This is a genomic window from Burkholderia sp. 4M9327F10, from assembly GCF_005503145.1.
Lineage (GTDB): Bacteria > Pseudomonadota > Gammaproteobacteria > Burkholderiales > Burkholderiaceae > Paraburkholderia.
Window position 1 is genome coordinate 23,845 of sequence record NZ_SCNV01000007.1, and the last position, 23,256, is coordinate 47,100.

The 23,256-nt window shown below is 62.0% G+C and carries 19 protein-coding genes and 1 tRNA gene; 13 read left to right on the forward strand and 7 right to left on the reverse strand.

The window, feature by feature from the left end; genetic code table 11:
- Positions 1-9: 9 nt before the first annotated feature.
- From FFS45_RS09535 to FFS45_RS09545, 3 genes are all read left to right on the forward strand, one after another.
- The gene (locus FFS45_RS09535) at positions 10-639 is read left to right on the forward strand and encodes a hypothetical protein (protein WP_137954394.1); all 630 of its coding nucleotides are present in this window, start codon (positions 10-12) and stop codon (positions 637-639) included.
- A gap of 889 nt (positions 640-1,528) precedes the next feature.
- A complete protein-coding gene (locus FFS45_RS09540; protein ID WP_137954395.1) occupies positions 1,529-1,864 on the forward strand; it encodes a hypothetical protein in 336 nt (111 codons plus the stop codon).
- A 159-nt stretch (positions 1,865-2,023) separates the two neighbouring features.
- Positions 2,024-2,278 (forward strand): hypothetical protein, encoded by a 255-nt coding sequence (locus tag FFS45_RS09545; protein ID WP_212745716.1) that lies wholly within the window; start codon positions 2,024-2,026, stop codon positions 2,276-2,278.
- 334 nt (positions 2,279-2,612) lie between these two features.
- On the opposite strand, the gene FFS45_RS09550 is transcribed toward FFS45_RS09545, so the two are convergent.
- A tRNA-Arg gene (locus tag FFS45_RS09550) sits at positions 2,613-2,687 on the reverse strand.
- A 571-nt stretch (positions 2,688-3,258) separates the two neighbouring features.
- Between FFS45_RS09550 and FFS45_RS09555 the strand changes: the two genes are divergently transcribed.
- The gene (locus FFS45_RS09555) at positions 3,259-4,197 is read left to right on the forward strand and encodes a trypsin-like peptidase domain-containing protein (protein ID WP_137954396.1); all 939 of its coding nucleotides are present in this window, start codon (positions 3,259-3,261) and stop codon (positions 4,195-4,197) included.
- Positions 4,198-4,240: 43 nt separating this feature from the next.
- Positions 4,241-4,885 (forward strand): response regulator transcription factor, encoded by a 645-nt coding sequence (locus FFS45_RS09560; protein ID WP_137954573.1) that lies wholly within the window; start codon positions 4,241-4,243, stop codon positions 4,883-4,885.
- Between the two features lie 119 nt (positions 4,886-5,004).
- Here FFS45_RS09560 and FFS45_RS09565 read toward each other — a convergent pair whose 3' ends face one another.
- Positions 5,005-5,190: a rubredoxin gene (locus FFS45_RS09565; RefSeq protein WP_137954397.1), complete on the reverse strand. Its 186-nt coding sequence runs from the start codon at positions 5,188-5,190 to the stop codon at positions 5,005-5,007.
- 231 nt (positions 5,191-5,421) lie between these two features.
- Between FFS45_RS09565 and FFS45_RS09570 the strand changes: the two genes are divergently transcribed.
- On the forward strand, positions 5,422-5,823 hold the full coding sequence (locus FFS45_RS09570) for a DUF4399 domain-containing protein (RefSeq protein WP_137954398.1): 402 nt from the start codon (positions 5,422-5,424) through the stop codon (positions 5,821-5,823).
- Between the two features lie 145 nt (positions 5,824-5,968).
- Positions 5,969-7,912, forward strand: a complete 1,944-nt coding sequence (locus FFS45_RS09575; protein WP_137954399.1) for an ATP-binding cassette domain-containing protein — start codon at positions 5,969-5,971, stop codon at positions 7,910-7,912.
- On the opposite strand, the gene FFS45_RS09580 is transcribed toward FFS45_RS09575, so the two are convergent.
- Entirely contained in the window at positions 7,840-8,259 is a 420-nt protein-coding gene (locus tag FFS45_RS09580) for a DUF86 domain-containing protein (protein ID WP_137954400.1), read from the reverse strand. The two genes, FFS45_RS09575 and FFS45_RS09580, sit on opposite strands and share 73 nt — an antisense overlap.
- A 37-nt stretch (positions 8,260-8,296) precedes the next feature.
- Positions 8,297-8,587, reverse strand: coding sequence for a nucleotidyltransferase domain-containing protein (locus tag FFS45_RS09585; RefSeq protein ID WP_137954401.1), 291 nt, complete (start codon positions 8,585-8,587; stop codon positions 8,297-8,299).
- Positions 8,588-8,956: 369 nt separating this feature from the next.
- On the opposite strand from FFS45_RS09585, the gene FFS45_RS09590 reads away from it, so the two are divergent.
- The 3 genes from FFS45_RS09590 to FFS45_RS09600 all read left to right on the forward strand — a co-directional run bounded on the left by FFS45_RS09590 (position 8,957) and on the right by FFS45_RS09600 (position 14,069).
- A complete protein-coding gene (locus FFS45_RS09590) occupies positions 8,957-10,942 on the forward strand; it encodes a DNA topoisomerase IV subunit B (RefSeq protein WP_137954402.1) in 1,986 nt (661 codons plus the stop codon).
- Between the two features lie 62 nt (positions 10,943-11,004).
- Entirely contained in the window at positions 11,005-13,323 is a 2,319-nt protein-coding gene (parC, locus tag FFS45_RS09595; RefSeq protein WP_137954403.1) for a DNA topoisomerase IV subunit A, read from the forward strand.
- Between the two features lie 287 nt (positions 13,324-13,610).
- Entirely contained in the window at positions 13,611-14,069 is a 459-nt protein-coding gene (locus FFS45_RS09600) for a CopD family protein (RefSeq protein ID WP_137954404.1), read from the forward strand.
- Between the two features lie 80 nt (positions 14,070-14,149).
- Here FFS45_RS09600 and FFS45_RS09605 read toward each other — a convergent pair whose 3' ends face one another.
- Positions 14,150-15,133, reverse strand: a complete 984-nt coding sequence (locus tag FFS45_RS09605; RefSeq protein ID WP_137954405.1) for a LysR family transcriptional regulator — start codon at positions 15,131-15,133, stop codon at positions 14,150-14,152.
- 204 nt (positions 15,134-15,337) lie between these two features.
- Here FFS45_RS09605 and FFS45_RS09610 point away from each other — a divergent pair, with 204 nt between their 5' ends.
- From FFS45_RS09610 to FFS45_RS09620, 3 genes are all read left to right on the forward strand, one after another.
- Positions 15,338-16,657 carry an MFS transporter gene (locus tag FFS45_RS09610; protein WP_137954406.1) on the forward strand — a complete coding sequence of 440 codons (1,320 nt, stop codon included), beginning with the start codon at positions 15,338-15,340 and terminating at the stop codon, positions 16,655-16,657.
- A gap of 37 nt (positions 16,658-16,694) precedes the next feature.
- On the forward strand, positions 16,695-17,954 hold the full coding sequence (locus FFS45_RS09615; protein WP_137954407.1) for a Zn-dependent hydrolase: 1,260 nt from the start codon (positions 16,695-16,697) through the stop codon (positions 17,952-17,954).
- A gap of 107 nt (positions 17,955-18,061) precedes the next feature.
- Positions 18,062-19,090, forward strand: a complete 1,029-nt coding sequence (locus tag FFS45_RS09620) for a histone deacetylase family protein (RefSeq protein ID WP_137954408.1) — start codon at positions 18,062-18,064, stop codon at positions 19,088-19,090.
- A 98-nt stretch (positions 19,091-19,188) separates the two neighbouring features.
- On the opposite strand, the gene FFS45_RS09625 is transcribed toward FFS45_RS09620, so the two are convergent.
- Complete coding sequence (locus FFS45_RS09625; protein ID WP_137954409.1) at positions 19,189-20,403, reverse strand: chromate transporter; 1,215 nt, start codon at positions 20,401-20,403, stop codon at positions 19,189-19,191.
- Between the two features lie 156 nt (positions 20,404-20,559).
- Positions 20,560-22,926 carry an EAL domain-containing protein gene (locus FFS45_RS09630; RefSeq protein ID WP_137954410.1) on the reverse strand — a complete coding sequence of 789 codons (2,367 nt, stop codon included), beginning with the start codon at positions 22,924-22,926 and terminating at the stop codon, positions 20,560-20,562.
- Positions 22,927-23,256: the final 330 nt, after the last annotated feature.

Here is a 23,256-nt window from a genome sequence, read left to right on the forward strand (position 1 = left end):
AGGGCGCCAATGGAAAATTCAGAATTCGAAAAGCCAATTCCAAGAAGTATGAGGACGCCGATAACCGAGGCAGGCAGCGTAATTTCAGCGGTGTGTGACGTCTATGTACAAGCGCTTGGTGACCATCTTGAAGAGAAAGGCGAAGATCCAGAGAAATTCTTTTTTGAGACTATGTTTAAAGGATGTTGGGATAGTGAAGGAACCGATGGTGACCGAAGAGAAGAAGAATTTTTCGACAGTTTTGATAAAGATCCGAAAGAAACATCGTCTTTTGCCCTGCTTCATGCTGTTTTGATTGCTGTATCGTACGCTGTACAAGCAATGAAAACCATGAAAGCAGAAAAGGCCAGCGATTTGGCATGGAGTTATGCTGCCTCGGCGCAATATTGGGCGGGCATTGTACGCGGCACTCCCTTCGGCAAAGCCGCCACCTCGAATGCCGCATCGGAAATGGCAAAAAAGCGCCATGCAGAAAACTATGCTTTAGCTGAGACAGCCTTAGAATACTGGAAAAATAATATTGATCCAGCTCTATCTGCCCAGAAAGCGGCTACAGAGTTAAGCAAAGTTGTTCCCCTATCGCACAAGAAACTTGCCGAGATCGTGTCAGCCGCAAAGAAAGGAGATGGCGCTTTCTAAGCTTCCCTTCTGCGCAGACAGGAACCTATGCGCATGGAGTAACTTCTGCGTATGCGCGTAGCAAATCAGGTTGCGCACAAATAATATTGGCTCATTGACCTCCCACGGTGAGCCAAATGATCAAAACCCTTGAAAAGAATGCACCTTTTCAACCACAGGTGCCAGTTGTCTCGCAAGACGGACTCTCGACGCCGCGTCAGCTAATGCCGTTTTCTCCGATCGGTCGCGAGACCATCCGGAAGCTCTCCCTTCCGGGGAAATTTCCCTCTGACATACGCATGTCTACGAGTCGCAAGGTCTATCGAAACGAGGACTTCCACGCCAGGCTGAAAGACCCAGTCGGCTACCGCGCGGAGTAAATCAAGGTTCTGGGCGATATCGTGACAGTGAAAAACGGAATCGGCGTGTCGTATCGGGTTCGACGTGCGTATGCGGCTCAGGCTCGGCTCTCGGCGATCGTCGCCGCAGAGATGCGCGGCAAGATGAAGACGGTGCTGGTAGGTGCGATAGGTTTTATCCCGATCGGACAGTTGCTGCTGGCCTGCACGCTCCGTAAGATCAAGATGGCTACAGGCATGTGCAATACGACGCGGTTGATTGGCCTGAGTTCCGATTGTGTCAGTCGAGGTGGACGGGTAGGCCGCGGAGTTATTTGCAGGCTCCGCGATCGATTTACTTCCAACATATACTGACCGAAGCAGCAAATCTTAGTTTGCCAGCATTGATGGTCGTCAATGCATCTGATGGGCGCCCCACACTTGAGGCGACATATGGAATGCCGGTCCCTTCCCAGCGATCCGTTCCGTCCTGACCAGACACCTGTTGCTTCAAAGGTGGGGGCGTTCTTCTTTTGCTAAGTAGTGCTTAATTGATATCGGTAAAAAGTGAAATGATTAAGGTGGATCTTCGGAAAACCAGCGGCGCTGGAAACTTCCGGACAAAGAAATCTCCCAGTACATCGTGCCTGGCTGAGGTAAAGAATCGCTTCATCGCACACGCGAACATGATCGGCATGCGTTGGGATGGCTTGCAGGGCTTAGCGATCTATCGGGATAGCCAGTTCGAAATGGAAGCGCGCCGAGCCAATCTGACGCCGACAGAGATTCCAGCAGCTCGTCACGCCTTTAATCGCGCAATCGACGAACGCGTCGTCTGCGAATTCCCTTCTCATCCTGCAGCAACCATTTGTCGCAAGCGACTCGAAGATTCAGAAGCCGTCGCGTAAATGCCTGAAGCTGGAAGAAATCCGGCTGGACTACGTCATGCTGAGAAAAAAGAAATGAGACATGAAATTCACTGACTGGACGAGACTGAGTAGCACGATTTCACGGCTGCACCCTCGTATCTGACGCTTCATTTTCCGATCGACGCAGCGGGCAGCTACGTGCACGACCTGCGCAGCGCGGAAAGTTTTGAATTCAAGGCGAACGATATAGCGTGTGCGAGTGGCCCGCGGCTGCTCGACGAAAAGAACAGTCACTTCGAGCACGACCTCGAAAAAATCGAAGAGGGAAAGAAGCTTTCACCTATCCTGCTTGTGCGTACACCCGAGAAACTGCTGATCGTCGACGGCTTCCACCACGTATGCGCCGTCCACCTGCATGACGAGAACGCGGTCATTCCATGCAGGATCGTTTAGGAGCTTTCCCCATGACATGGCTCGACATGGCTGTGAGTCTCATGGAGCAGTTTGAGGACTGCAGGTTGCAGCCCTATCCGGATCCAACGCTCGGCTGGGACCTACCAACGATCGGTTACGGCTAGGCTAGCCCTGCAACTCGCTTAGCGGGGGAATCAGTTTGGGTATGGTTTTGGGGGGTATTCGGCGATAGTCCCACCTGTACCCCCAAAGCCAACCGGTAGTAGTTGGGCATCTGTGGGCAATGATGGCAGCTAGAAACCCCGCCACGCAAGGCTGTGCGCGGTTATGGAATTTCTATTTTGGGGATTTTGGGAGAAGATGGGAAGGTCTTTGGTCCCCCCGACAGGAATCGAACCTGTATCTAGCGCTTAGGAGGCACTTGTTCTATCCATTGAACTACGGGGAGAGGATAGTTTTAACGGGGTGGAACGAAGCCTTGCTGCTATTGGCTTCCGCCTTATCCCGCGGGCGTTTCCGGCTTTTCTGCTTCGTCCTAAGTGAAGCGCCGTGACACCTTGTGAACCCTAGTTTACAGCCGTTTCTGCTGCGCTTTTGCTACAGCGTGGCCCGATGGCGCGTTTAGCTGATCCACACGCCGCTACAGTCTCGGAAGCGCGCAAACCATGGCTTCAATCCTGCCGCCAGGCAGTCGCTGACGAACCCAGGCACGCCAGCGAGCGCAGAGTATAGCAAAAACGTTCAAAACCAAAGCAGCGGCCGAAGCATGAACTGCCTGTACAAGCTCAGCACCACACCAGAGCTTCCAATAAGTACGCCACCAAGATCCACGACAGCCCATTCAGCGGACCACTTCTCAAGCAATCGTTGCCCGTACCTCGACTACCCGTTCGGGTGGTGTGCGTCCGTTGCTGTCCTGTCATTCTGAATGCGCTCGCCGGCACCTTGCTGGCAAAGCATTGCGCAAATGAGCGCGTGAAACGCGAGCAGATCGCGTTCGAATCGGCAGGAGCCATCACATGGAAACCTCAACCTCCAGCGGAAATCCATTGCAGGACCTTTCCGACAACATGGCGAGCATCGTCGAGCGCGTGGGGCAGCGCGTCGTCGCGGTGCACGGTCGGCATCGCATTCCCTCAAGTGGCGTAATCTGGCGGCAAGGCGTCGTCGTCACGGCGGCGCACACGCTCAGGCATGAAGACGGGATCAACGTTACGCTGGCCGATAACCGGACCGTCGCCGCGGTTCTCGTGGGGCATGATGCGGGCACCGACCTCGCCGTGCTCAAACTGGACGGCGTGAATCTCGACCCGGTCGAGTCCGGCGATGCGGGCTCGCTCAAGGCGGGCCATCTGGTGCTGGCAGTCGCGCGGGCCGATGGGCTCGGCGCCAGTGCGGACTTCGGCGTGGTCGGCGCGGTCGGCGGCCCGTGGCGCACATGGCGGGGCGGGCAACTGGATGCGTTCGTGCGGCTCGACGGCGGTCTGCGTCCAGGTTTCTCGGGCGCGGCCCTCGCGGATATGCGCGGACAGGTCATGGGCATTTGCACATCGGCGCTTGCACGTGGCGTCGGCATCCTGATTCCGTCGGCGACCGTGGCGCGCATCACCGACGAACTGCTGACCAAAGGACATGTCTCGCGCGGCTATCTGGGCGTCGGCACGCAGCCGGTGAATCTGTCGGAGGCGTGGATGAAGAAAATGAGCCTGTCGTCCGATCGCGGTTTGCTGATCGTGTCGCTCGCGGCGAACGGTCCTGCGGAGAAGGCCGGCGTGCTCATCGGCGATGTGCTGATCGAACTGGATGGCGAACCGTGCCGCGACATCGACGATCTGCACGCAGCGCTAAGCTCCGAACGCATCGGGCAGCCGTTGAAAATCGGGCTGATTCGCGGCGGCGAGCGTCACGAGTGTGCGGTCGTTCTCGGCGAACGCCGGCAACGGAATTCGTGTGGGTGAGGTTGAGGCAAGCAGTCGAGTGTCAGGTGGACAGATGCCACAGATGAGCCCGGTTCGGGTCGCGGTTATCGCCAATGCGCCGCAGGTGCGCGCGGATCTGCAAGCACTGGTCGACGCGACTCCGGCATTCGGGTTCGCGGGCAGTGCCGCCGACGTTGAAACGCTTGCCGACTGCTTTGCCGGTTCCTTGCCGGATGTGATCGTGATCGACCTTGGGCCGGAGGCGAGTGACGCGCTCAGTCCCGGATTCGACACAGATCGGCCACCGCCGGCGCTCGTCGTGTTGACCGACGAAGTGGACAGCGACTGGATGCATGAGGCGTTGCCAGGAAACGTGATGGCGATCCTGTCGCGAGACGCGACAGCGGGCGAAATCGTCGCAGCGATCGAAGGTGTGGCCGCAGGTCTGTGCGTGTTGCCGCCGGAGATCTTCGCAAGGCTGCTGGGCGGGCGCAAGCCGTCTCGCCCGATGGCCTCCGCCGTGCACATCGAAGCGCTGACCTCACGCGAGATCGACGTACTGGCGATGCTCGCCGAAGGCCTCAGCAACAAGGAGATCGCACGTCAGCTCGCCATCTCGGACAACACGGTGAAATTTCACCTTTCGTCGATTTTCGGCAAGCTGGGGGCAACCAGCCGCACCGAAGCGGTGACGCTGGGCATGCGGCATGGATTCATCATGGTGTAGGGGCCGGGCCCAACCCCAAAAAACAAACGGCCCAGCGGGCGCCAACCCGGCGAGGCCGTTGAGACAAGACATGCGCCGCCGCAGCCCTCAGGCCGCGCACAGCCAGTCATGGCGTTGCTTCAGAACTCCACAACCGCGAATTCCGCCTTGCTGACGTCGCACAGCGGACAACGCCAGTCTTCCGGGATATCGGCGAAGCGCGTGCCTGCCGCAATGCCTTCTTCCGGCAGACCTTCTTCTTCGTTGTAGATCCAGCCGCAAATCAGGCAGACCCAGCTTTTGTACTCGACAATCACTTCGCTCACGACACACTCTTTCTTCAGTTCAATGCAAGATCCGCAGTTCTGCCCCTTTTTGGGGCGTGCGGCGATCCGCAATATTACAGGAGTTTGTCAAATCGCTGATCTGGACCTTTGCCGCAGTGCCGCGCACCCCTCGGTTAAACGGTGTCACATCTGCGGTGTATGCTTTGAAGAGCGGTCTTGAGACTCACCAGTCACGCGTCGCGCCGGGCCGCTTTCCTCAAGGAGAACGCCATGTTTAACAACAAATGGTTGGCAGGTGCGGTATTCGCCGGATTGCTCGCCGTCTCGGCCGTCGCCCAGGCGGAAGGGGTGTTTTTCGTCGAGCCCAAGGATGGCGCTACCGTCAGCAACCCGGTGCACGTGGTATTCGGCATCGAGGGCATGACCATTGCGCCGGCAGGCACGATGACCGAGGGCACGGGCCACCATCATCTGCTGATCGACGGCGCGCCGATGCCCAAGGGCCAGGTGATTCCCATGACGGACAAGTCGCTCCACTTCGGCAAGGGCCAGACGGAAACGACCTTGACGTTGCCGCCCGGCGATCACACCCTGACGATGCAATTCGGTGACGGCGCGCATCGCTCGTATGGCCCCGAGTGGAGCCAGACCATCACGGTTCACGTGCAGTAACCACGGTTGGCGCGCGCGGCGGGGCGCTGTAGCGCCCCGTTCGCACGCTGGCTATCCGGCCTATCTCTTCCGGCACCCGGGCATCCAGGCGCGCGCCCGGTACAATGAGCGGTTCCTGCTCATTGCTGTCTTCTGCCAAATCTCCATGTCGCTTTACACCATTACCGGGGCGCAACTGGCGTTCGGTCACGTCGCGTTGCTCGATCACGCGGATTTCTCTCTCGAAGCGGGCGAGCGCGTCGGGCTGATCGGCCGCAACGGCGCGGGCAAGTCGTCGCTGCTGACGATCGTCGCCGATCTGGCCAAGCCCGACGACGGGCTCGTCACGCGTCAGCAGGGCCTGACCTCGGTCTATGTGCCGCAGGAGCCCGAGTTCGATGTTGACGACACGGTGTTCGATGCGGTCGCCGCCGGCCTGACCCGCGCCCGTGCGCTGCTGGACGAATATGACGTGGTCGCCAACCAGCTCGCCGACGAGCCGGAAGGTCCGCAGCACGATGAACTGATGTCGCGCATGAACACGCTGCAGTCGGAGTTGGACCATTCCGACGCCTGGAACTGGAGCACGCGCGTGGCGACTACGCTGCAGCAGATCGGCCTGAACGGCGAGGCGCGGGTCGGTTCGCTCTCCGGCGGCATGCAAAAGCGTGTCGCGCTGGCGCGGGCGCTGGTGGTGCAGCCTGACGTGTTGCTGCTGGACGAACCGACCAACCACCTCGACTTCGAAGGTATCCGCTGGCTCGAAGAGCTGCTGGTCTCGCTGCGCGCCGGCCTGCTGTTCATTACCCACGACCGCGCGTTTCTCGATCGCGTCGCCACGCGCATCGTCGAACTGGATCGCGGCCGTCTGCTGTCGTATCCGGGTAATTTCAGTGCCTACCAGACCCGCAAGGCGCAACAGCTCGAAATCGAGCAGGTGGAAGCGGCCAAGTTCGACAAGCTGCTGGCGCAGGAAGAAGTGTGGATCCGCAAGGGCGTGGAAGCGCGCCGCACGCGCAGCGTCGGCCGGATCGCGCGGCTCGTGGAAATGCGCAAAGAGCGCGCCGAGCGCCGCAATGTGCAGGGCAACGTCAAGCTGGACGTAGGGCAGGGCGAAAAGTCGGGCAAGATTGTCGCCGAGCTGACCGATGTGACCAAGCGCTACGGCTCGCGCACGGTGGTGGACAACTTCACGGCCACGGTCATGCGTGGCGACAAGATCGGTTTTGTCGGTCCCAACGGCGCGGGCAAGACCACGCTGCTGAAGATCATCCTCGGCGAGTTGGCGCCGGATGAAGGCACGGTGCGTATAGGCACCAATCTGCAGGTCGCCTATTTCGACCAGATGCGCGCGCAACTCGACCTGGAAAAGAGTCTCGCGGACACGATCAGCCCGGGTAGCGAGTGGGTCGAAGTCAACGGCCAGAAAAAGCACGTGATGAGCTATCTCGGCGACTTCCTGTTCGCGCCAGAACGGGCGCGTTCGCCGGTCAAGTCGCTGTCGGGCGGCGAGCGCAACCGCCTGCTGCTGGCGCGGCTGTTCGCGCGGCCGGCCAACGTGCTGGTGCTTGACGAGCCGACCAACGACCTCGACATCCCCACGCTCGAACTGCTCGAAGAGCTTCTCACGGAATACGACGGCACGGTGCTGCTGGTCAGCCACGACCGTGCGTTTCTGGATAACGTCGCCACATCGGTGATCGCCTCGGAAGGGGCGGGCAAGTGGCGCGAGTATGTCGGCGGGTTTACGGACTGGCAGGTCCAGCGCGACCGCTCGCAGCAGATGGCACAGGAAGCACAGAAAGAAGCCGTCAGGGAAGCGGCCCCGAAAGATAGCAAAGAAAGCGGCGCGGCCGCTGCGAGCCGCACCGCCCCCCAGCGCGCCGCCAAGCTGTCGTTCAAGGAGCAGCGCGAACTGGAGGCGCTGCCGGCGCAAATCGCCGCACTGGAAGCGGAGCAAAAGGCGATTGGCGCGCAACTCGAAGACGGTTCGGTTTTCGCCAGGGACGCCGCGGAAGGTACGCGGCTGACGGAACGCTATGCGGCGATCGACGATGAGCTGCTGGTGGCGATGGAGCGTTGGGAGGAGCTGGAGAGCCGGCGGAAGTGATGGACGGACGTGGCGTGAACGGCTGCGCCTTGGAGCTCCCCGTGTTTCAGACGTAAAAGTAGCTGGTGGAGCTTGGGTAGTTCGAGTTGCAGGGTTTGCCACACTATTCCGAGGTCTACTGAAAAGTAACCATGCGCGACGCGATTGCGCATGAGGTACATTTCTTCCCAGGGAACGTCAGGATGGGCGGTAGCGAATGCCGGGTGATCACGCTCGATGTTGCGCGCTGCTTCGCCGACGACTTCCAGATTGCGAATAACAGCATCTTGTACTAACTCGTTGGAGAGAAATGCCGAATCGCTCATACCCTGCGTGTAACGCAGAATACGTTCGATGGCATTGAGCATATGGTCAATGTAGTCGGCTACCCGCAAGTCGCCCTTTTCACACGGGCACCGCTTCGGCAACGACGCGGGCCCGGAACGATTCGGGAAGCGCTTTCGGCGTCAAAACGTCAACCGAAACGCCGAGAAGTTTTTGCAGGCGGCTCTGAATGCGAGCGATATCGAGCAACGTCGTTTCGGGAGTCGGATCGACGAGCAGATCGAGATCGCTATCATCCCGGTCTTCGCCGCGAATGGCGGAGCCGAACACGCGCACATTGTTGGCATGATGGTCGGCAACGATCTTCCTGACCTCGGCGCGATGGGCGCTGAGCGCTTCAGAGGGTCTCATTTCGGCGCTCCGGCTGCGGCTTAGGGGAGAGTTCAGATTATATATGCGTGCCGCTCAACACCGTTGCGACCCACCCGGATTGGCCTGTCGTCCCCTCGCCAAACGGCCGATCAGACATCCGGCAAATTGCTCCCTGTATCGAAATCAGTAAAATACCCCGCGAACAGGCTTCCTTCCGGGCGCTCGCGCCGGGCGCGCCGCCTTGGCGCAGCGCCGGGGAGAAGCCGGCTATAAAACAGTTTGCCCGCCGTGCGGGCACCCCACCCACCCCGTTGTTTCGTTTCGCTTTTTTTGAAAACTCAACGCATTGTCCACGGACCTGTCCACAGGACCTGTGGACAACGATGAACCGACGGACCCGAGTCAACCATGTCTACGAAAAAGCCAAACGCCGCGTATAGCGAAGCGTCGATCAAGGTGTTGAAGGGCCTCGAGCCGGTCAAGCAACGACCGGGCATGTACACCCGCACCGAAAATCCGCTGCACATCATTCAGGAAGTCATCGACAACGCCTCGGACGAAGCCCTCGGCGGCTTCGGCCGGCAGATCACGGTCACGCTGCATGCGGACCAGTCGGTGTCCGTCGAAGACGACGGCCGCGGTATCCCGTTCGGCATGCACCCCGAAGAGGGCGTGCCGGTCGTCGAAATCGTTTTCACGCGCCTGCACGCGGGCGGCAAGTTCGACAAGGCCGCCGGCGGCGCCTACACGTTCTCCGGCGGTTTGCACGGGGTCGGCGTGTCGGTCACCAACGCGCTCTCCACCCGTCTTGACGTCACCGTGTGGCGCGACGGCAAGGTGGCCGAGCTGAGCTTCGCCGACGGCGACGTGGCGAAATCGCTCGAAGTGCGCGCCGCCGCCAAGGGCGAGAAGAAGTCCGGCACGCGTGTGACCGCATGGGCCAATCCCAAGTACTTCGACTCGCCGAACCTGCCGCTAGGCGAACTGCAGCGTCTGCTGCGCTCGAAAGCGGTGCTGTTGCCCGGTGTGGAAGTCACGCTCGTCAACGAAAAAACCGGCGAGCGTCAGACCTGGAAGTACGAGGACGGCCTGCGCGGCTATCTGCTCGAAGGCATGAACGGCAGCGACCTGCTGATTCCGCTCTTCGAAGGCGAGCGCTACGCCGAAAACTCGCGTTCGAGCGAAGACACCTTCGCGGAAGGCGAGGGTGCGGCGTGGGTGGTGGCCTGGAGCGAAGAGGGGCCGCTCACACGCGAATCCTACGTCAACCTGATTCCGACGCCTGCCGGCGGCACGCACGAATCCGGTCTGCGTGACGGCCTTTTCCAGGCGGTCAAGAGTTTCGTCGAGCTGCATAATCTGCAGCCGAAGGGCGTGAAGCTGCTCGCGGAAGACGTGTTTGCGCGCGTCTCGTTCGTGCTCTCGGCAAAGGTGCTCGATCCGCAGTTTCAAGGGCAGATCAAGGAGCGCCTGAATAGCCGTGACGCGGTGAAGCTGGTGTCGTCGTTCTCGCGGCCGGCGCTCGAGTTGTGGCTGAACCAGCACGTCGAGCACGGCAAGAAACTCGCGGACCTCGTCATCAAGCAGGCGCAAGCGCGCACCCGCGCCGGCCAGAAGGTCGAGAAGCGCAAGAGCTCGGGCGTGGCCGTTCTGCCGGGCAAGCTGACCGATTGCGAGTCGACCGATATCGCCCGCAATGAACTGTTCCTCGTCGAGGGCGATTCGGCAGGCGGCTCGGCCAAGATGGGCCGCGACAAGGAATACCAGGCCATCCTGCCGTTGCGCGGCAAGGTGCTCAACACCTGGGAAACCGAGCGCGATCGCCTGTTTGCCAACAACGAAGTGCACGACATTTCGGTGGCGATCGGCGTCGATCCGCACAGCCCTGACGACCACGTCGACCTGTCCAATCTGCGCTACGGCAAGATCTGCATCCTTTCGGACGCGGACGTGGACGGTTCGCACATCCAGGTGTTGCTGCTGACATTGTTCTTCAAGCACTTCCCGCAACTGATCGAACGCGGTCACGTATGCGTAGCGCGTCCACCGCTGTTCCGTGTCGATGCGCCGGCTCGCGGCAAGAAGCCCGCGCAGAAGCTGTACGCGCTTGACGAAGGCGAACTGGAAGCGATCCTCGACAAGCTGAGCAAGGACGGTGTGCGCGAGACGCAATGGTCGATCAGCCGCTTCAAGGGTCTTGGCGAAATGAGCGCCGAGCAGTTGTGGGACACCACCATGAACCCCGATACGCGGCGCCTGTCGCCGGTTGCGCTGGGCGAGCTCGACTACGACGCCACGGTCGCCCGCATGACGATGCTGATGGGCAAGGGTGAGGCGGCCTCGCGCCGCAGCTGGCTCGAAGAAAAGGGTAACGAAGTCGAAGCGGATATCTGAGCGCCTGTCGAAGGCCTGCTCGCGTAGCGATACTTCACGCCATATACGGATACGGAATCTAGATGGACGACAACACGCCTGATCTTTTCACCGAGACGCCGCCGCCCGGCGACTCCCTGACGCTCGGCAACTACGCCGAACGCGCCTACCTCGACTACGCGGTGAGCGTCGTCAAGGGCCGCGCGTTGCCCGATGTTTGCGATGGCCAGAAGCCGGTGCAGCGGCGCATCCTGTTCGCGATGAACGACATGGGCCTCTCCGACAACGCGAAGCCGGTCAAGTCGGCGCGCGTGGTGGGCGACGTGCTCGGCAAGTATCACCCGCACGGCGACCAGTCGGCATACGACGCACTGGTGCGGCTCGCGCAAGACTTCTCGATGCGCTATCCGCTGATCGACGGCCAGGGCAACTTCGGTTCGCGCGACGGTGATGGCGCGGCGGCGATGCGTTACACGGAAGCGCGCCTGACGCCGATCGCCAAATTGCTGCTCGATGAGATCAACCAGGGCACGGTCGATTTCATGAAGAACTACGACGGCGAGTTCGACGAGCCCAAGCTGTTGCCGGCGCGTCTGCCGTTCGTGCTGTTGAACGGCGCATCGGGTATCGCTGTGGGCTTGGCCACGGAAATTCCGTCGCACAACCTGCGCGAAGTCGCAGCGGCTGCGGTGGCGATGATCCGCAACCCGAAGCTGCCGCATGCCGACTTGATGCAGCTCATCCCGGGACCGGACTTCCCCGGCGGCGGCCAGATCATTTCGAGCGAAGCGGAAATCGCCGCAGCGTACGAGAGCGGCCGCGGCAGCCTGAAGGTGCGCGCCCGCTGGAAGATCGAAGACCTTGCCCGCGGCCAGTGGCAACTGGTGATCACGGAACTGCCGCCGAACACGGCCGCGCAGAAGGTGCTAGAGGAAATCGAAGAGCAGACCAATCCGAAGATCAAGCTCGGCAAGAAGACGCTTACGCCCGAACAACTGCAGACCAAGCAGACCATGCTCGCGCTGCTCGATGCCGTGCGCGACGAGTCGGGCAAGGACGCACCGGTGCGTCTGGTGTTCGAGCCGAAGTCGAGCCGCATCGACCAGACTGAGTTCGTCAATTCCCTGCTTGCGCATACCAGCCTCGAATCGAACGCGTCGCTGAATCTGGTGATGGTGGGCGCCGACGGCCGGCCGCGTCAGAAGGGCATTTCCGAGATCCTGCAGGAGTGGATCGGCTTCCGCTTCGCTACCGTCACGCGCCGCACGCGTCATCGTCTCTCCAAGGTCGACGACCGGATTCACATCCTCGAAGGCCGGATGATCGTCTTTTTGAATATCGACGAAGTCATCCGCATCATTCGCGAGTCGGACGAACCGAAGTCCGCGCTGATCGCGGCGTTCGGGCTGTCGGACCGCCAGGCCGAGGACATCCTTGAAATCCGTCTGCGTCAGTTGGCGCGGCTGGAGAAGATCAAGATCGAGAAGGAGCTGGCTGAACTGCGCGACGAGAAGGCCAAGCTCGAAGAACTGCTCAGCAGCGAACCGGCGATGAAGCGCCTGCTCATCAAGGAAATCGAAGGCGACGCCAAGCAATACGGCGACGAGCGCCGCACGCTGATCCAGCAGGAAAAGCGCGCAACCTTCGAAGCTCGTGTGGTCGACGAGCCGGTCACGGTGGTGATGTCGCAGAAGGGCTGGGTGCGCGCACTCAAGGGCCATGGGCTCGATCCGGCCGGCTTCACCTTCAAGGCGGGCGATGCACTGTACGCCGCGTTCCAGTGCCGCACGCCCGATACGCTGATTGCGTGGGGCAGCAACGGGCGCGTCTATTCGGTGGCAGTGGCGCTGCTGCCGGGTGGCCGTGGCGACGGCGTGCCGGTTACCTCGCTGATCGAGCTCGAATCGGGCAGCCATCTGATGCACTACTACGCAGCGCCGGCGGATCAGGCGTTGCTGCTGGCGTCGAGCAACGGCTTTGGTTTTATCGCCAAGGTCGGCGATATGGTGAGCCGCGTGAAGGCCGGCAAGTCGTTCATGACGATCGACGAGGGCGCCGCGCCGCTCGTGCCGATGCCCATGCTGCCGGACGCGACCCATGTTGCCTGCCTGTCGGGCGGTGGCCGCCTGCTGGTGTTCGGCCTCGACGAGATGAAGACGCTCTCGGGCGGCGGCCGTGGCGTCACGCTGATGGCGCTCGACGAGAAGGAAAGCTTGACCCAGGCGTTGGCCATCGGCAAGGCAGGCGTCGTGCTGATCGGCACGGGTCGTGGCGGCAAAGCGTATGAAGAAACGCTGAGTGGCGCGGCACTCACGCCGCATATCGGCAAGCGTGCCCGCAAGGGCCGTGCGGCGGACACGAAGCTGAAGGTGTCGGGCATGCGGCCGGCATTGCCCGCGTGACGTGAAGAGGTAAGCAGCAGTCGCGCGTGCGCGGTCCTTCAACCACAGGCCGCGCAGGCAGCAGGTAGTGCACATTCGGGGACCGGCGCCGCGTATCGCGCGCCGGCACAATAAATAAAACGATGGTGATCGCGATGAACTGCGGAACTGCGTGCATGGCGCGCGGTCGAACGCGGTCATTAAGCCGAGTCCTGTAACGCGATAGGTTCGTCCTGAGGGTTCTCCCTTCTAACGGTCCATGCTCCAGGGCAGCGAGCGGCACGCCATCATCGAGAGAGGAAAACAACATGACCAAAGCCGTCGAACTCGCGCTCTTTTTGCACCTGCTCGCTGTAGCCGTGTGGGTGGGCGGGATGGTCTTCGCGCACTTTTGCCTGCGCCCGGCGCTGGCCGATTTGTCGCCGCAATTGCGCCTGCCGCTGTGGGAGTCGGTGTTTGGGCGCTTTTTCAACTGGGTCGCCGCTTCCGTGATCGTGATTCTGCTGACCGGCGGCTTCCTGCTGACGCAGTTCGGCGGTGCGCATGCTTCCTGGCAGTTGCACGCCATGGCGGGTCTCGGCATCGTCATGATGCTGATCTTCGGGCATATCCGTTTTGCGGTGTTTCCGCGTATCCGTCGCGCCGTGCAGTCGCAGAACTGGCCGGACGGCGCACGTGCGGTCGGCACGGTGCGGCGTCTGGTAGTCGTCAATCTGGTGCTGGGTGTGGTGACGATCGGCGTGGCCGTATTGTCGGGCGGGGTTTAACAAGCCGGGCCGTGCAGGTCGCGCCTGACTGCGCACATCGCACTATCCCGCACGAGAGACGCCGCAAAATGCGGCGTTTTTCACATCCGGGCCGCCGTCTGGCCGGCCGGTCCCACGATCCGCTCCGCCAGCGAGTACCGTTGCATGCACCGCTCCATGCTGTCGAGAAACGCATGATCGGCTGCGTTCATCTTGCGGTCGCGGTGCCACAGCAGATGCACGTCGACATCCGCCAGGCCTTCATCGGGCGGCAGGCGCCATAAGCGCTGTTGCGTAAGATCGTCGCGCACGATGTGTTCAGGCAGGCAGCCAATACCGTAGCCCGCGAAGATCAGCCGCCGCACTTCATCGAGACTCGGCGACGACGCCACAATGCGTCCCGTAAAGCCCTTCTGGTCGCGAAACACGGTGAGTGGCGAGAGGCTGTCGCCGATCTGGTCGCTCGTGAACGAGACGAAATTCTCCGCCAGCAGGTCTTCCATCGTCAGTTGCGATTTACCGAACAGGCGATGGTGGCGCCCGCAGAAAATCGCATAACGCTGGCGCAGAAAGCAGCGCATCTCCAGTTTATCGACCGGCGTACGGCAGAGGCTGAGGCCCGCCGTCGCCGTCTTTTGCTGTAACGACGAGATGATGTCCGACGAACGCATCACTTCGATCTGCAGATCGATACGCGGATAGGTGCGATGAAACTCGGCGAGGAATTCGTCGTAGACCGGCGAGTCGATCCGGCTCACGCTCAAGAGACGGATCGAACCCGTAATGTCTTCGGTGCGCTCATCGAGTTCGGTTTCGAGCCGGGAGATGTTGCCGTAGATGTCGCTGGCGATGCGGTAAACCTCTTCGCCGGCCAGAGTGGGCACGAAATGCGGGCCGCGCCGCTCGATCAGCTTGCGCTCCAGCGTATCTTCGAGCCGTTTGAGCGCCTGGCTCACGGCCGGCTGCGTCACGTGCAGCCGCGCCGCCGCGCGGCTCACACTGCGCTCCTGCATGATCACGAGGTAGGTGCGCAACAGATTCCAGTCGAGCCGGTCATTCAGGAAACGGGCGATTTCCACGCGCATGGCAGTCTTGTCAGGAGTAAGGTATTAGCCAGATTTATGTCGAGAATAATAACTCGAAACTTGACTAATGTTTTATGGCTGCCGATAAACGACCTGTACGCCACGTCCGGCGTGCGCGGCGCGCGCCACCTGGCGGCGCTGCAACCGGCAGCACGTCAGTCGTACGCCACCCGAGAGTGGCGGCGCACCCCTCAAGGAGCCAGCATGAACCAACCTGCCATGTCCGCCCGCCAGCCGGCACGCGCTGCGACCGCCGCGTTTATCGGCACCATGATCGAGTGGTACGACTTCTACATCTACGCCACGGCGGCGGCGCTGGTGTTCGGCTCGCTGTACTTTCCGTCGCACGACACGTTTGTCAGCACGATGGCGTCGTTCGCCACCTTCGCGGTCGGCTTCTTCGCGCGTCCGATTGGTGGTCTGATCTTCGGCCACCTTGGCGATCGCATCGGCCGTAAAAAGGCGCTGATGACCACGCTGATGATGATGGGCGTCGCCACCGTCTGCGTCGGCCTGCTGCCCGACTTCTCCAAGGTCGGCGTGCTGGCGCCGGTGCTGCTGGTGCTGCTGCGCGTGGTGCAGGGCATTGCCGTTGGCGGCGAGTGGGGCGGGGCGGTGCTGATGGCCGGTGAACATGCGCCACAAGGCCGGCGCACGTTCTTCGCGTCGTTCGCACAACTGGGCAGTCCGGCCGGGCTGATTCTCTCGCTGGTCGCGTTTCGCGCCGTCACCTCGCTCGACAAGGCCGACTTCATGTCGTGGGGCTGGCGGCTGCCGTTTCTGGCGAGCGCGGTGCTGCTGGTGGTCGGCATCCTGATCCGCCTTGGCGTCAACGAATCGCCTGAGTTCGTTCAGGTGAAGCAAGCGAACAAGACCGTCAAGCTGCCGGTCGCCGAGGTGTTCAGTTCGTCATGGCGTCTCGTGCTGTTGTGTATCGGCGCGAACACGATCGGCATTGCGGGCGTCTATTTCACCAACACGTTCATGATCGCCTACACGACGCAGTATGTTGGCGTCACGCGTTCGCTGATTCTCGATTGCCTGTTTGCCGTCGCCATCATCCAGTTTTGCGCGCAACCGCTTGCGGCGTGGCTGGCCGAGCGCATGGGAGCCGCGCGCTTCCTGAAGTGCGCCGCGCTTGCCGCGATGCTCTCGCCGTATCCGATGTTCGTGCTGGTGCAAAGCGGCAGCGTCGTGCCGATGGTGATCGGCATCGCCATTGCGGTGGTCTGCATGGCGAGCTTTTACTCGGTGATCGCGGGCTTCGTTAGCGGTGTCTTTCCGACGCGCGTGCGCTATTCGGCGATCTCCTTGTCGTACCAGGTCTGCGGCGCGGTCGCGGGCGGCCTGACGCCGCTGGTGGGCACCTATCTGGCGCATCGCTTTACCGGTCAGTGGTGGCCGCTTGCCGTTTTCTATACCTGCCTCGCCTCGATCTCGCTGCTGTGCATCGTCGTGCTCGACGCACGCCGTTCGCAACGCGCCGACGCCACGGAAGCGGCCGATGCGCTGCGCGCCAGCTAAGCCGATTTTCTTGCCATCTTGCCATTGCGGAAACACCATGAAAGACCTGTTGTATATCGATGGCGCACGCCTGTGGGCGAGCCTGATGGACATGGCGCAGATCGGCGCCACGCCGAGGGGCGGCGTGCGCAGGCTCGCACTGACCGAGGAAGATAAGCAGGGCCGCGATCTGTTTGCGCAGTGGTGCCGCGATGCGGGACTGTCGGTGAGCGTCGACGCCATCGGCAACCTGTTTGCCCGGCGCCCCGGCACGCGCGAAGCGGCGGCTCCGGTGCTGATCGGCAGCCATCTCGACACCCAGCCCGAGGGCGGCCGCTTCGACGGGGTGTACGGCGTGCTTGCCGCGCTCGAAGTAGTGCGCGCGCTAAACGATGCGGGCGTGGAGACCGAGCGGCCTATCGAAATCGTCTCGTGGACCAACGAAGAAGGGGCGCGCTTTACGCCCGCCATGCTGGGGTCAGCGGTGTTTACCGGCGTGACGGCGCTCGGCGACGCGCTGGCCAAGCGCGACGCGCAAGGCGTCACCCTTGCCGAAGCGCTGGACGCCAGCGGCTACCGCGGCACGCGCGCTACGACCGGCGTGCCGGTCGATTCGTACTTCGAAGCACATATCGAACAAGGCCCGGTGCTGGAGGCCAACGGCACCCGTATCGGCGTCGTGACGGGCGGCCAGGCGATTCGCTGGCTCGACGTCACCGTGACCGGTGTGGCGGCTCATGCGGGCACGACGCCTATGCCCTATCGCAAGGATGCCTGTTTCGCGAGTGCGCAGATGGCCGCTGAGCTGGAGCGCATGGTGGAGCACTACGCACCGCGCGGACTGGCGACGATAGGCCAGGTGGAGATTGCCAACGGGTCGCGCAACACGATTGCGGCCAAGGTGTCGTTCACGGTGGATTTGCGCCATCCCGAGGACATCCAGCTCGATGCGATGGAGCGCGATCTGCGCGCTGCGTTCGTGCGCATCGCCCAGCATCGTGGGGTGCAAGTCGAGATTGCGACGTATTGGACAAGCCCGGCCACACCATTCGATGCAAGCTGCGTCGCACGGGTTGCCGAAGCGGTTGAGGCGCTAGGCTATTCGAACGAGCGTATTGTGAGCGGTGCCGGACACGACGCCATTCATCTCGCAGGTTATTGCCCGACGGCGATGGTGTTCATTCCCTGTGTGGACGGCTTGTCGCATAACGAAGCGGAAGACGCCTTGCCCGAGGACGTTACGCGCGGCGCAAACGTGCTGCTCAATGCGGTGCTGGCGCGCGCAGGGGTCACCACCGTGAGCGCGGCGGTTCGCTGAACTCGGATATGCGCCAAACGAACAGCGTAGCGAAGGCCACAGCGCAGGCCTCAATGCAGGCATAAGTGCAGGCATAAACACGCAGGCCCCAATCAAAAGGAATCACCATGCAGACTTTCTTCCATCCCGAGCAACTGCTGCATCATCCGCGCAGCTACCTGTCGCGCGGCCAGATGCGTCCGGCGCAGGAGGTTCCCGAGCGAGCCGCGCATCTCGTCGCCGCGGTCAAGTCGCTCGATTTCGACATCCGCGAACCGGCCGACTCCGGCATGGCGGGCATCGCCGCCGTCCATAACATGAACTACCTGCGCTTCCTCGAGGAGGCGCACGCCGAGTGGAAGCAGATGCCCGAAGACTGGGGCGACGAGGTCATGTCGAATATCTATGTGCGCGAGTCAAACCCGCTGCGCGGCATTCTTGCCAAGGCCGGACGCTACCAGGCCGACGGCAGTTGCCCGGTCGGCGAATTCACCTGGCGTGCGGCCTACTGGTCGGCGCAAAGCGCGTTGGCGGCAGCGGCTGCGGTCAACAGCGGCGCCCGTGAGACGTATGCGCTGTGCCGCCCGCCTGGCCACCACGCACGCGTCGATGCCGCCGGCGGTTTCTGCTATCTGAACAACGCGGCCATCGCAGCGGAGGCGCTGCGCAAGCAATACGGGCGCGTCGCGATCCTCGATACCGATATGCACCACGGGCAAGGCGTGCAGGAAATCTTCTACGGACGCGATGATGTGTTGTACGTATCGATTCATGGCGATCCGACCAATTTCTACCCGGTCGTGGCGGGCTACGAGGACGAACGCGGCGCCGGGGCTGGCGACGGCTTTAACGTCAACTTGCCGATGCCGCATGGATCGTCCGAGGGGGTTTTCTTCGAGCGGGTGGACGAGGCGTTGCGCGTATTGAAGCGTTTCGAGCCGGACGCGCTGGTGCTGGCGCTTGGTTTCGATATCTACAAGGACGATCCGCAATCGCGCGTGGCCGTGACGACCGAGGGTTTCGGGCGGCTAGGCACAGCGATCGGTGCGCTGGATCTGCCGTCGGTGATCGTGCAGGAGGGCGGGTATCATCTCGCGAGCCTCGAGGCCAATGCACGGTCGTTCTTCGAGGGTTTCGCTGCGGCGCGCTTGCGCTGAGCGAAGCGGCGTGCGGGTTGTTGCGAAGCGCTACGGATTACGCTGGCGAGGGCGCGCTGCAAGTCGCGCCGCCCTCGGCGCTTCAGGATCGCAGCGTGCTACCCCAGCGCCACATAAGCGAGCCACAGCCCGCACACGCCCGCCACCGTCGCATAGACGACATAGACCGGCAGCTTCAGCTTGGCGAAGCACATCCCCGAGAAAATGGCAGTCGCCAGATACTGCGGCTGCAGCGGCACACGCTGCGCGATGCGCAGCACGGCAATCGCCAGAAACGCCGTGGTCACGGCTCGCAGAATCCGCATGCCATGCTCGAAGCGCGGATTGGCCTTCAACTGATGCAGATTGCGTTGCGCCAGCACGACGAGGCACCCCGACGGCACGAACAGCGCGAGCGTGGCGATCAAGGCGCCGGGCCAGCCATCGACGAGGTAGCCGAAGAACGGCACCACATTCAGCAGGGGCCCAGGCGACAACGGCGAGAGCGAGAACGCCAACGTGAAGTCGTTATCGGACACGCCGATGCCCGGCGTGACGAATAGCGCTTTCAGCACCGGCAGCGCGGAAAAGCCGCCGCCGAATAGCGTCATGCCAGCACCCGCGAGCCGTGGCCACAGCAGCGCCAGTTCGTAGCGGTGCGGCAACGGCAACGGAAGCGCGAACAACGCGAGCAGCACACAGAGCGCGGCTGCGAGTTGCAGGTCGCGGCGCGCAATCGATACGTTGACGCGCACCTTCTGCGCGGGACTATGGAACCAGCCCACTGCAAACGCGGCAACCAGCATCGCAACATAAACGGCGGGACTGCGCGCATAGGCGAGCGTGACGCAGCCGATCAGCGTTGCGATCCACTCGAGCTTGCCGCGCACGAGCGCACGGGTCTGCTTGTACCAGGTGACCGCGATCAGCACGCCGAGCACGACGCTGAAATGATTGAGCAGGGTCTGTGACGCTACGGCTTGCACGAAGGGCGTGCGGTAGAAGATCGCGAAGAGCGTCATCAAGGTGAAGAACGGCAGCACACTGGCAATGCCCGCCACCCACGCGCCGGCGCGTCCGCGCAGTGCGTGGCCCACCTGCACGGCGACGTTGCAGCCCACGGGGCCCGGCACCATCCACGCCAATGCGATCAGATCGGAGAAGGCGACCCGCGACAAGCGGCCTTCGCGCTCGACGTAATGATTCTCGAGTTGCGCCATCAGCGCGAGTCCACCCCATGACAGCGCCGACAGGCCGCACACGACCCGGAACAGCGTCCACAACGGTTCCCGCTCACCTCGTCTGATGGCGTCCTGACTTGTGATCATGTACATAACAGTCTGCACACCGGGCGCACCGGATGCGCTGATCGATTACGGCCGTATTGTTATGTCGCTCGCCTTGCATGGCCGGGAAAGCGCGTGCGATGTTTCAGTACTCTTGAATATATTCGTTATGCATGGGCACGCGATTGGACCGGCGCGCTCAGCTCAAGCGGATTGTCCGCTGGTGCTCGAAGTTGCGCTAGTGCTATCTGCAGAGGGTTCTCGGGCGGTGCGCCGCTCAGGCATCCCGCATACGCCGAAGCGCTCGAGCAGCGCGGGAATTGCGTCGACCGGAACCGGACGCGAAAACAGGAAGCCTTGCGCTTCGATGTGACCGAGCGCCGCGAGCCAGGCGATCTGTTCTTCGGTCTCAGTGCCTTCGACCACGACGGTGAGCCCAAGCGAGCGGGCCAGATTGACGATGGCCGTCACCATCACGCACACGCTGCGGTCGCCGGGAATCGCCTGCACGAACGAGCGGTCCACCTTCAGCGTATCGACCGAGAAGCGGTTCAGATACGACAGCGACGAGTAGCCCGTGCCGAAGTCGTCCAGCGCGATGCGCACGCCGAGACGTTTCAACGCGAAGATCTTCTCGGAGACCAGTTCGGGGTACTCCATCATCGCGGTCTCGGTAATCTCGAGTTCGAGGCGGCGCGCCGAGATGCCGCTTTCCTCGATGGCGTGCGAAATGGTTTCGTACAGGTCACCGCGCCAGAACTGCACGGCCGAGATGTTCACCGCCAGCGAGAGCGTGTCGTAGCCCTGCTGTTGCCACAACGCCAGCTGACGGCAGGCTGTCTCGATCACGAAGTCGCCGATCGGCACGATCAGGCCGGTCGATTCGGCCACCGGGATAAATTCGTTGGCCGGAATCAGCCCATGCTGGGGATGGTTCCAGCGCACCAGCGCTTCGAAGCCGGTGATGCAGCGGCGGCTCAGATCGATCTTCGGCTGGTAGGCGAGGAACAGTTGCCCTTCCGCGAGCGCCACGCGCAGTTGCTGTTCCCACTTCATCAAGTGGTCGGCGCGGTGCGAGAGCTGCGGCGAGTAGAACTGGTAGCAGTTCTTGCCGGCGTCTTTCGCGCTGTACATGGCAAGATCAGCTTTTTTCAGGAGGTCGATCTCGCTTTCGTTCGGCACCGAATAGAGCGCGATGCCGATGCTCGCATGCAGCACGAATGCACTGCCGCGCACTTCGAACGGCTTGGCGAAAACTTCGGCCGCGGCTTCGGCGAGATCGACGGCGCGCTTCTCGACTTCGTCGCCCTTGATCACCACCACGAACTCGTCGCCGCCGATGCGGCTCAGATCGCCGCCTTCGCCGATTGCGTCAGCCAGACGCGAGGCGGTCATCTGCAGCACGATGTCGCCGGCATTGTGGCCGAGCGTGTCGTTGACGGTCTTGAAGTTGTCGAGGTCGATAAAGAGAATCGCGAGCCGGCTCAGGTTGGCCGGGTTGGCGACGTCGTGACGCAGGCTCTGCAGCGTCGCATAGCGGTTGCGCAGGCCGGTCAGCAGATCGTATTCGACCAGATGCGTCATCTCGCGTTCGCGGCCCAGCAGCTTGCCGATCAGCCCGGTGGCGACCGCGAAGAAGCTGAGCATGGCGAGCGAGATGAAGCCCGCCATCAACAGATAGACGTTGCGCGTGTGGTTGTAGTCGGCGAACTCCTCGGCTTGCGAGAGGCCCACCAGCACGCCGAGCGGAGAGCCGTCGATATGCCGGTAAGAGAAGATGCGCGTGACGCCGTCGATCGAATCGACATAGGTGCCCGAGACGTGCTCGGAGGTCGGGTACGAACCGCTGGCGGAGAATTTGCTGGTGGAGTCGGCATTGCCGGTGCGCCGTGCGAGCACCGTGCCGTTGTCCGAGATCACCGCGATCACGCCGTCGCGGCCGATTGCTGCGTTATTGTAGAAGTCGCTGGTGAAGTAGCTCGGGTCTTCCGAGACCACCACGACACCTGCGAACGAGCCGTCCGGATGATTGAGACGGCGCGTCATCTGCAGCGTCCATTGTCCCGATACGCGGCCAAGCACCGGCTTGCTGATGTAGAGCTGGTCGTCGTTCTCGTGCTCGTGGACCTTGAAGTGCTCGCGATCGGACAGGTCGATCTGCTTGGGATTCTGTTCGGCGGTGTTCGACACCAGAATGCCGTGCTCGTCGATGATCGACACCTGCACCAGCGTGTCGCTCTGCACGACGCCTTTCTCGACCGTGCTGGCGAGATCGAAATGGCTCGGCGTCTTTTCGAATTCGTATTTGACGAAACGCGTGATCTGGTCGACCTGATGGATGGCCTTGACCGTGTGCTGTTCGAGCGCCGCAGACAGGATTGCAGCAGAGGCCATTGCCTCGCGCGAGGTGGCGTCTTTCTCGACCGACAGGCGCGCGAAGATCACAGTCCATAGCAGGATCAGTACGAGCACGCCGAGCGCGGGAATTGCAAGCAACGCGCGACCGCGCGGCACAGCCGCGTCCTGGCGGTGCCTTGCATCGCGCGCAGCAAAGAAGCGGGACTGACTCATCGGGTGGACCGCGCCCGTGTGCCGCTCCGCAGCGGCTTCATGTACATCGACTGCGCTGGTTTCGAGATTGGCTGCATGGTGAGCGAGGTGCCGAGACTGCTGCGCAGGAGGAAAGAGCGTGGGGTCTTGCCAGACCGCCCGTGGGTCAACGAATACCGTTCGATATTACTGAATGCCAATGGATTAAGGAAGGGGCCATGCTGCGGGTATACGCTCTCCCTGTCAGGCATGCCGGACGCATGTTTTCCCGTGGTGCAGCCGCGGTGGCGGCAGGCCCGCCAGGCGGGCATTTTCGAGGGTTTCGTCGAGCCGAGGCCGGTCTGCGTGCCC

Coding starts and splice junctions, on each gene's coding strand:
- FFS45_RS09605 (WP_137954405.1), bottom strand. CDS start 15,133: ATGCGCGTGGAAATCGCCCGTTTCCTGAATGACCGGCTCGACTGGAAT.
- FFS45_RS09590 (WP_137954402.1), top strand. CDS start 8,957: ATGTCTACGAAAAAGCCAAACGCCGCGTATAGCGAAGCGTCGATCAAG.
- FFS45_RS09560 (WP_137954573.1), top strand. CDS start 4,241: ATGAGCCCGGTTCGGGTCGCGGTTATCGCCAATGCGCCGCAGGTGCGC.
- FFS45_RS09535 (WP_137954394.1), top strand. CDS start 10: ATGGAAAATTCAGAATTCGAAAAGCCAATTCCAAGAAGTATGAGGACG.
- FFS45_RS09540 (WP_137954395.1), top strand. CDS start 1,529: ATGATTAAGGTGGATCTTCGGAAAACCAGCGGCGCTGGAAACTTCCGG.
- FFS45_RS09575 (WP_137954399.1), top strand. CDS start 5,969: ATGTCGCTTTACACCATTACCGGGGCGCAACTGGCGTTCGGTCACGTC.
- FFS45_RS09555 (WP_137954396.1), top strand. CDS start 3,259: ATGGAAACCTCAACCTCCAGCGGAAATCCATTGCAGGACCTTTCCGAC.
- FFS45_RS09600 (WP_137954404.1), top strand. CDS start 13,611: ATGACCAAAGCCGTCGAACTCGCGCTCTTTTTGCACCTGCTCGCTGTA.
- parC (WP_137954403.1), top strand. CDS start 11,005: ATGGACGACAACACGCCTGATCTTTTCACCGAGACGCCGCCGCCCGGC.
- FFS45_RS09620 (WP_137954408.1), top strand. CDS start 18,062: ATGCAGACTTTCTTCCATCCCGAGCAACTGCTGCATCATCCGCGCAGC.
- FFS45_RS09570 (WP_137954398.1), top strand. CDS start 5,422: ATGTTTAACAACAAATGGTTGGCAGGTGCGGTATTCGCCGGATTGCTC.
- FFS45_RS09630 (WP_137954410.1), bottom strand. CDS start 22,926: ATGAGTCAGTCCCGCTTCTTTGCTGCGCGCGATGCAAGGCACCGCCAG.
- FFS45_RS09585 (WP_137954401.1), bottom strand. CDS start 8,587: ATGAGACCCTCTGAAGCGCTCAGCGCCCATCGCGCCGAGGTCAGGAAG.
- FFS45_RS09580 (WP_137954400.1), bottom strand. CDS start 8,259: ATGCTCAATGCCATCGAACGTATTCTGCGTTACACGCAGGGTATGAGC.
- FFS45_RS09610 (WP_137954406.1), top strand. CDS start 15,338: ATGAACCAACCTGCCATGTCCGCCCGCCAGCCGGCACGCGCTGCGACC.
- FFS45_RS09615 (WP_137954407.1), top strand. CDS start 16,695: ATGAAAGACCTGTTGTATATCGATGGCGCACGCCTGTGGGCGAGCCTG.
- FFS45_RS09625 (WP_137954409.1), bottom strand. CDS start 20,403: ATGTACATGATCACAAGTCAGGACGCCATCAGACGAGGTGAGCGGGAA.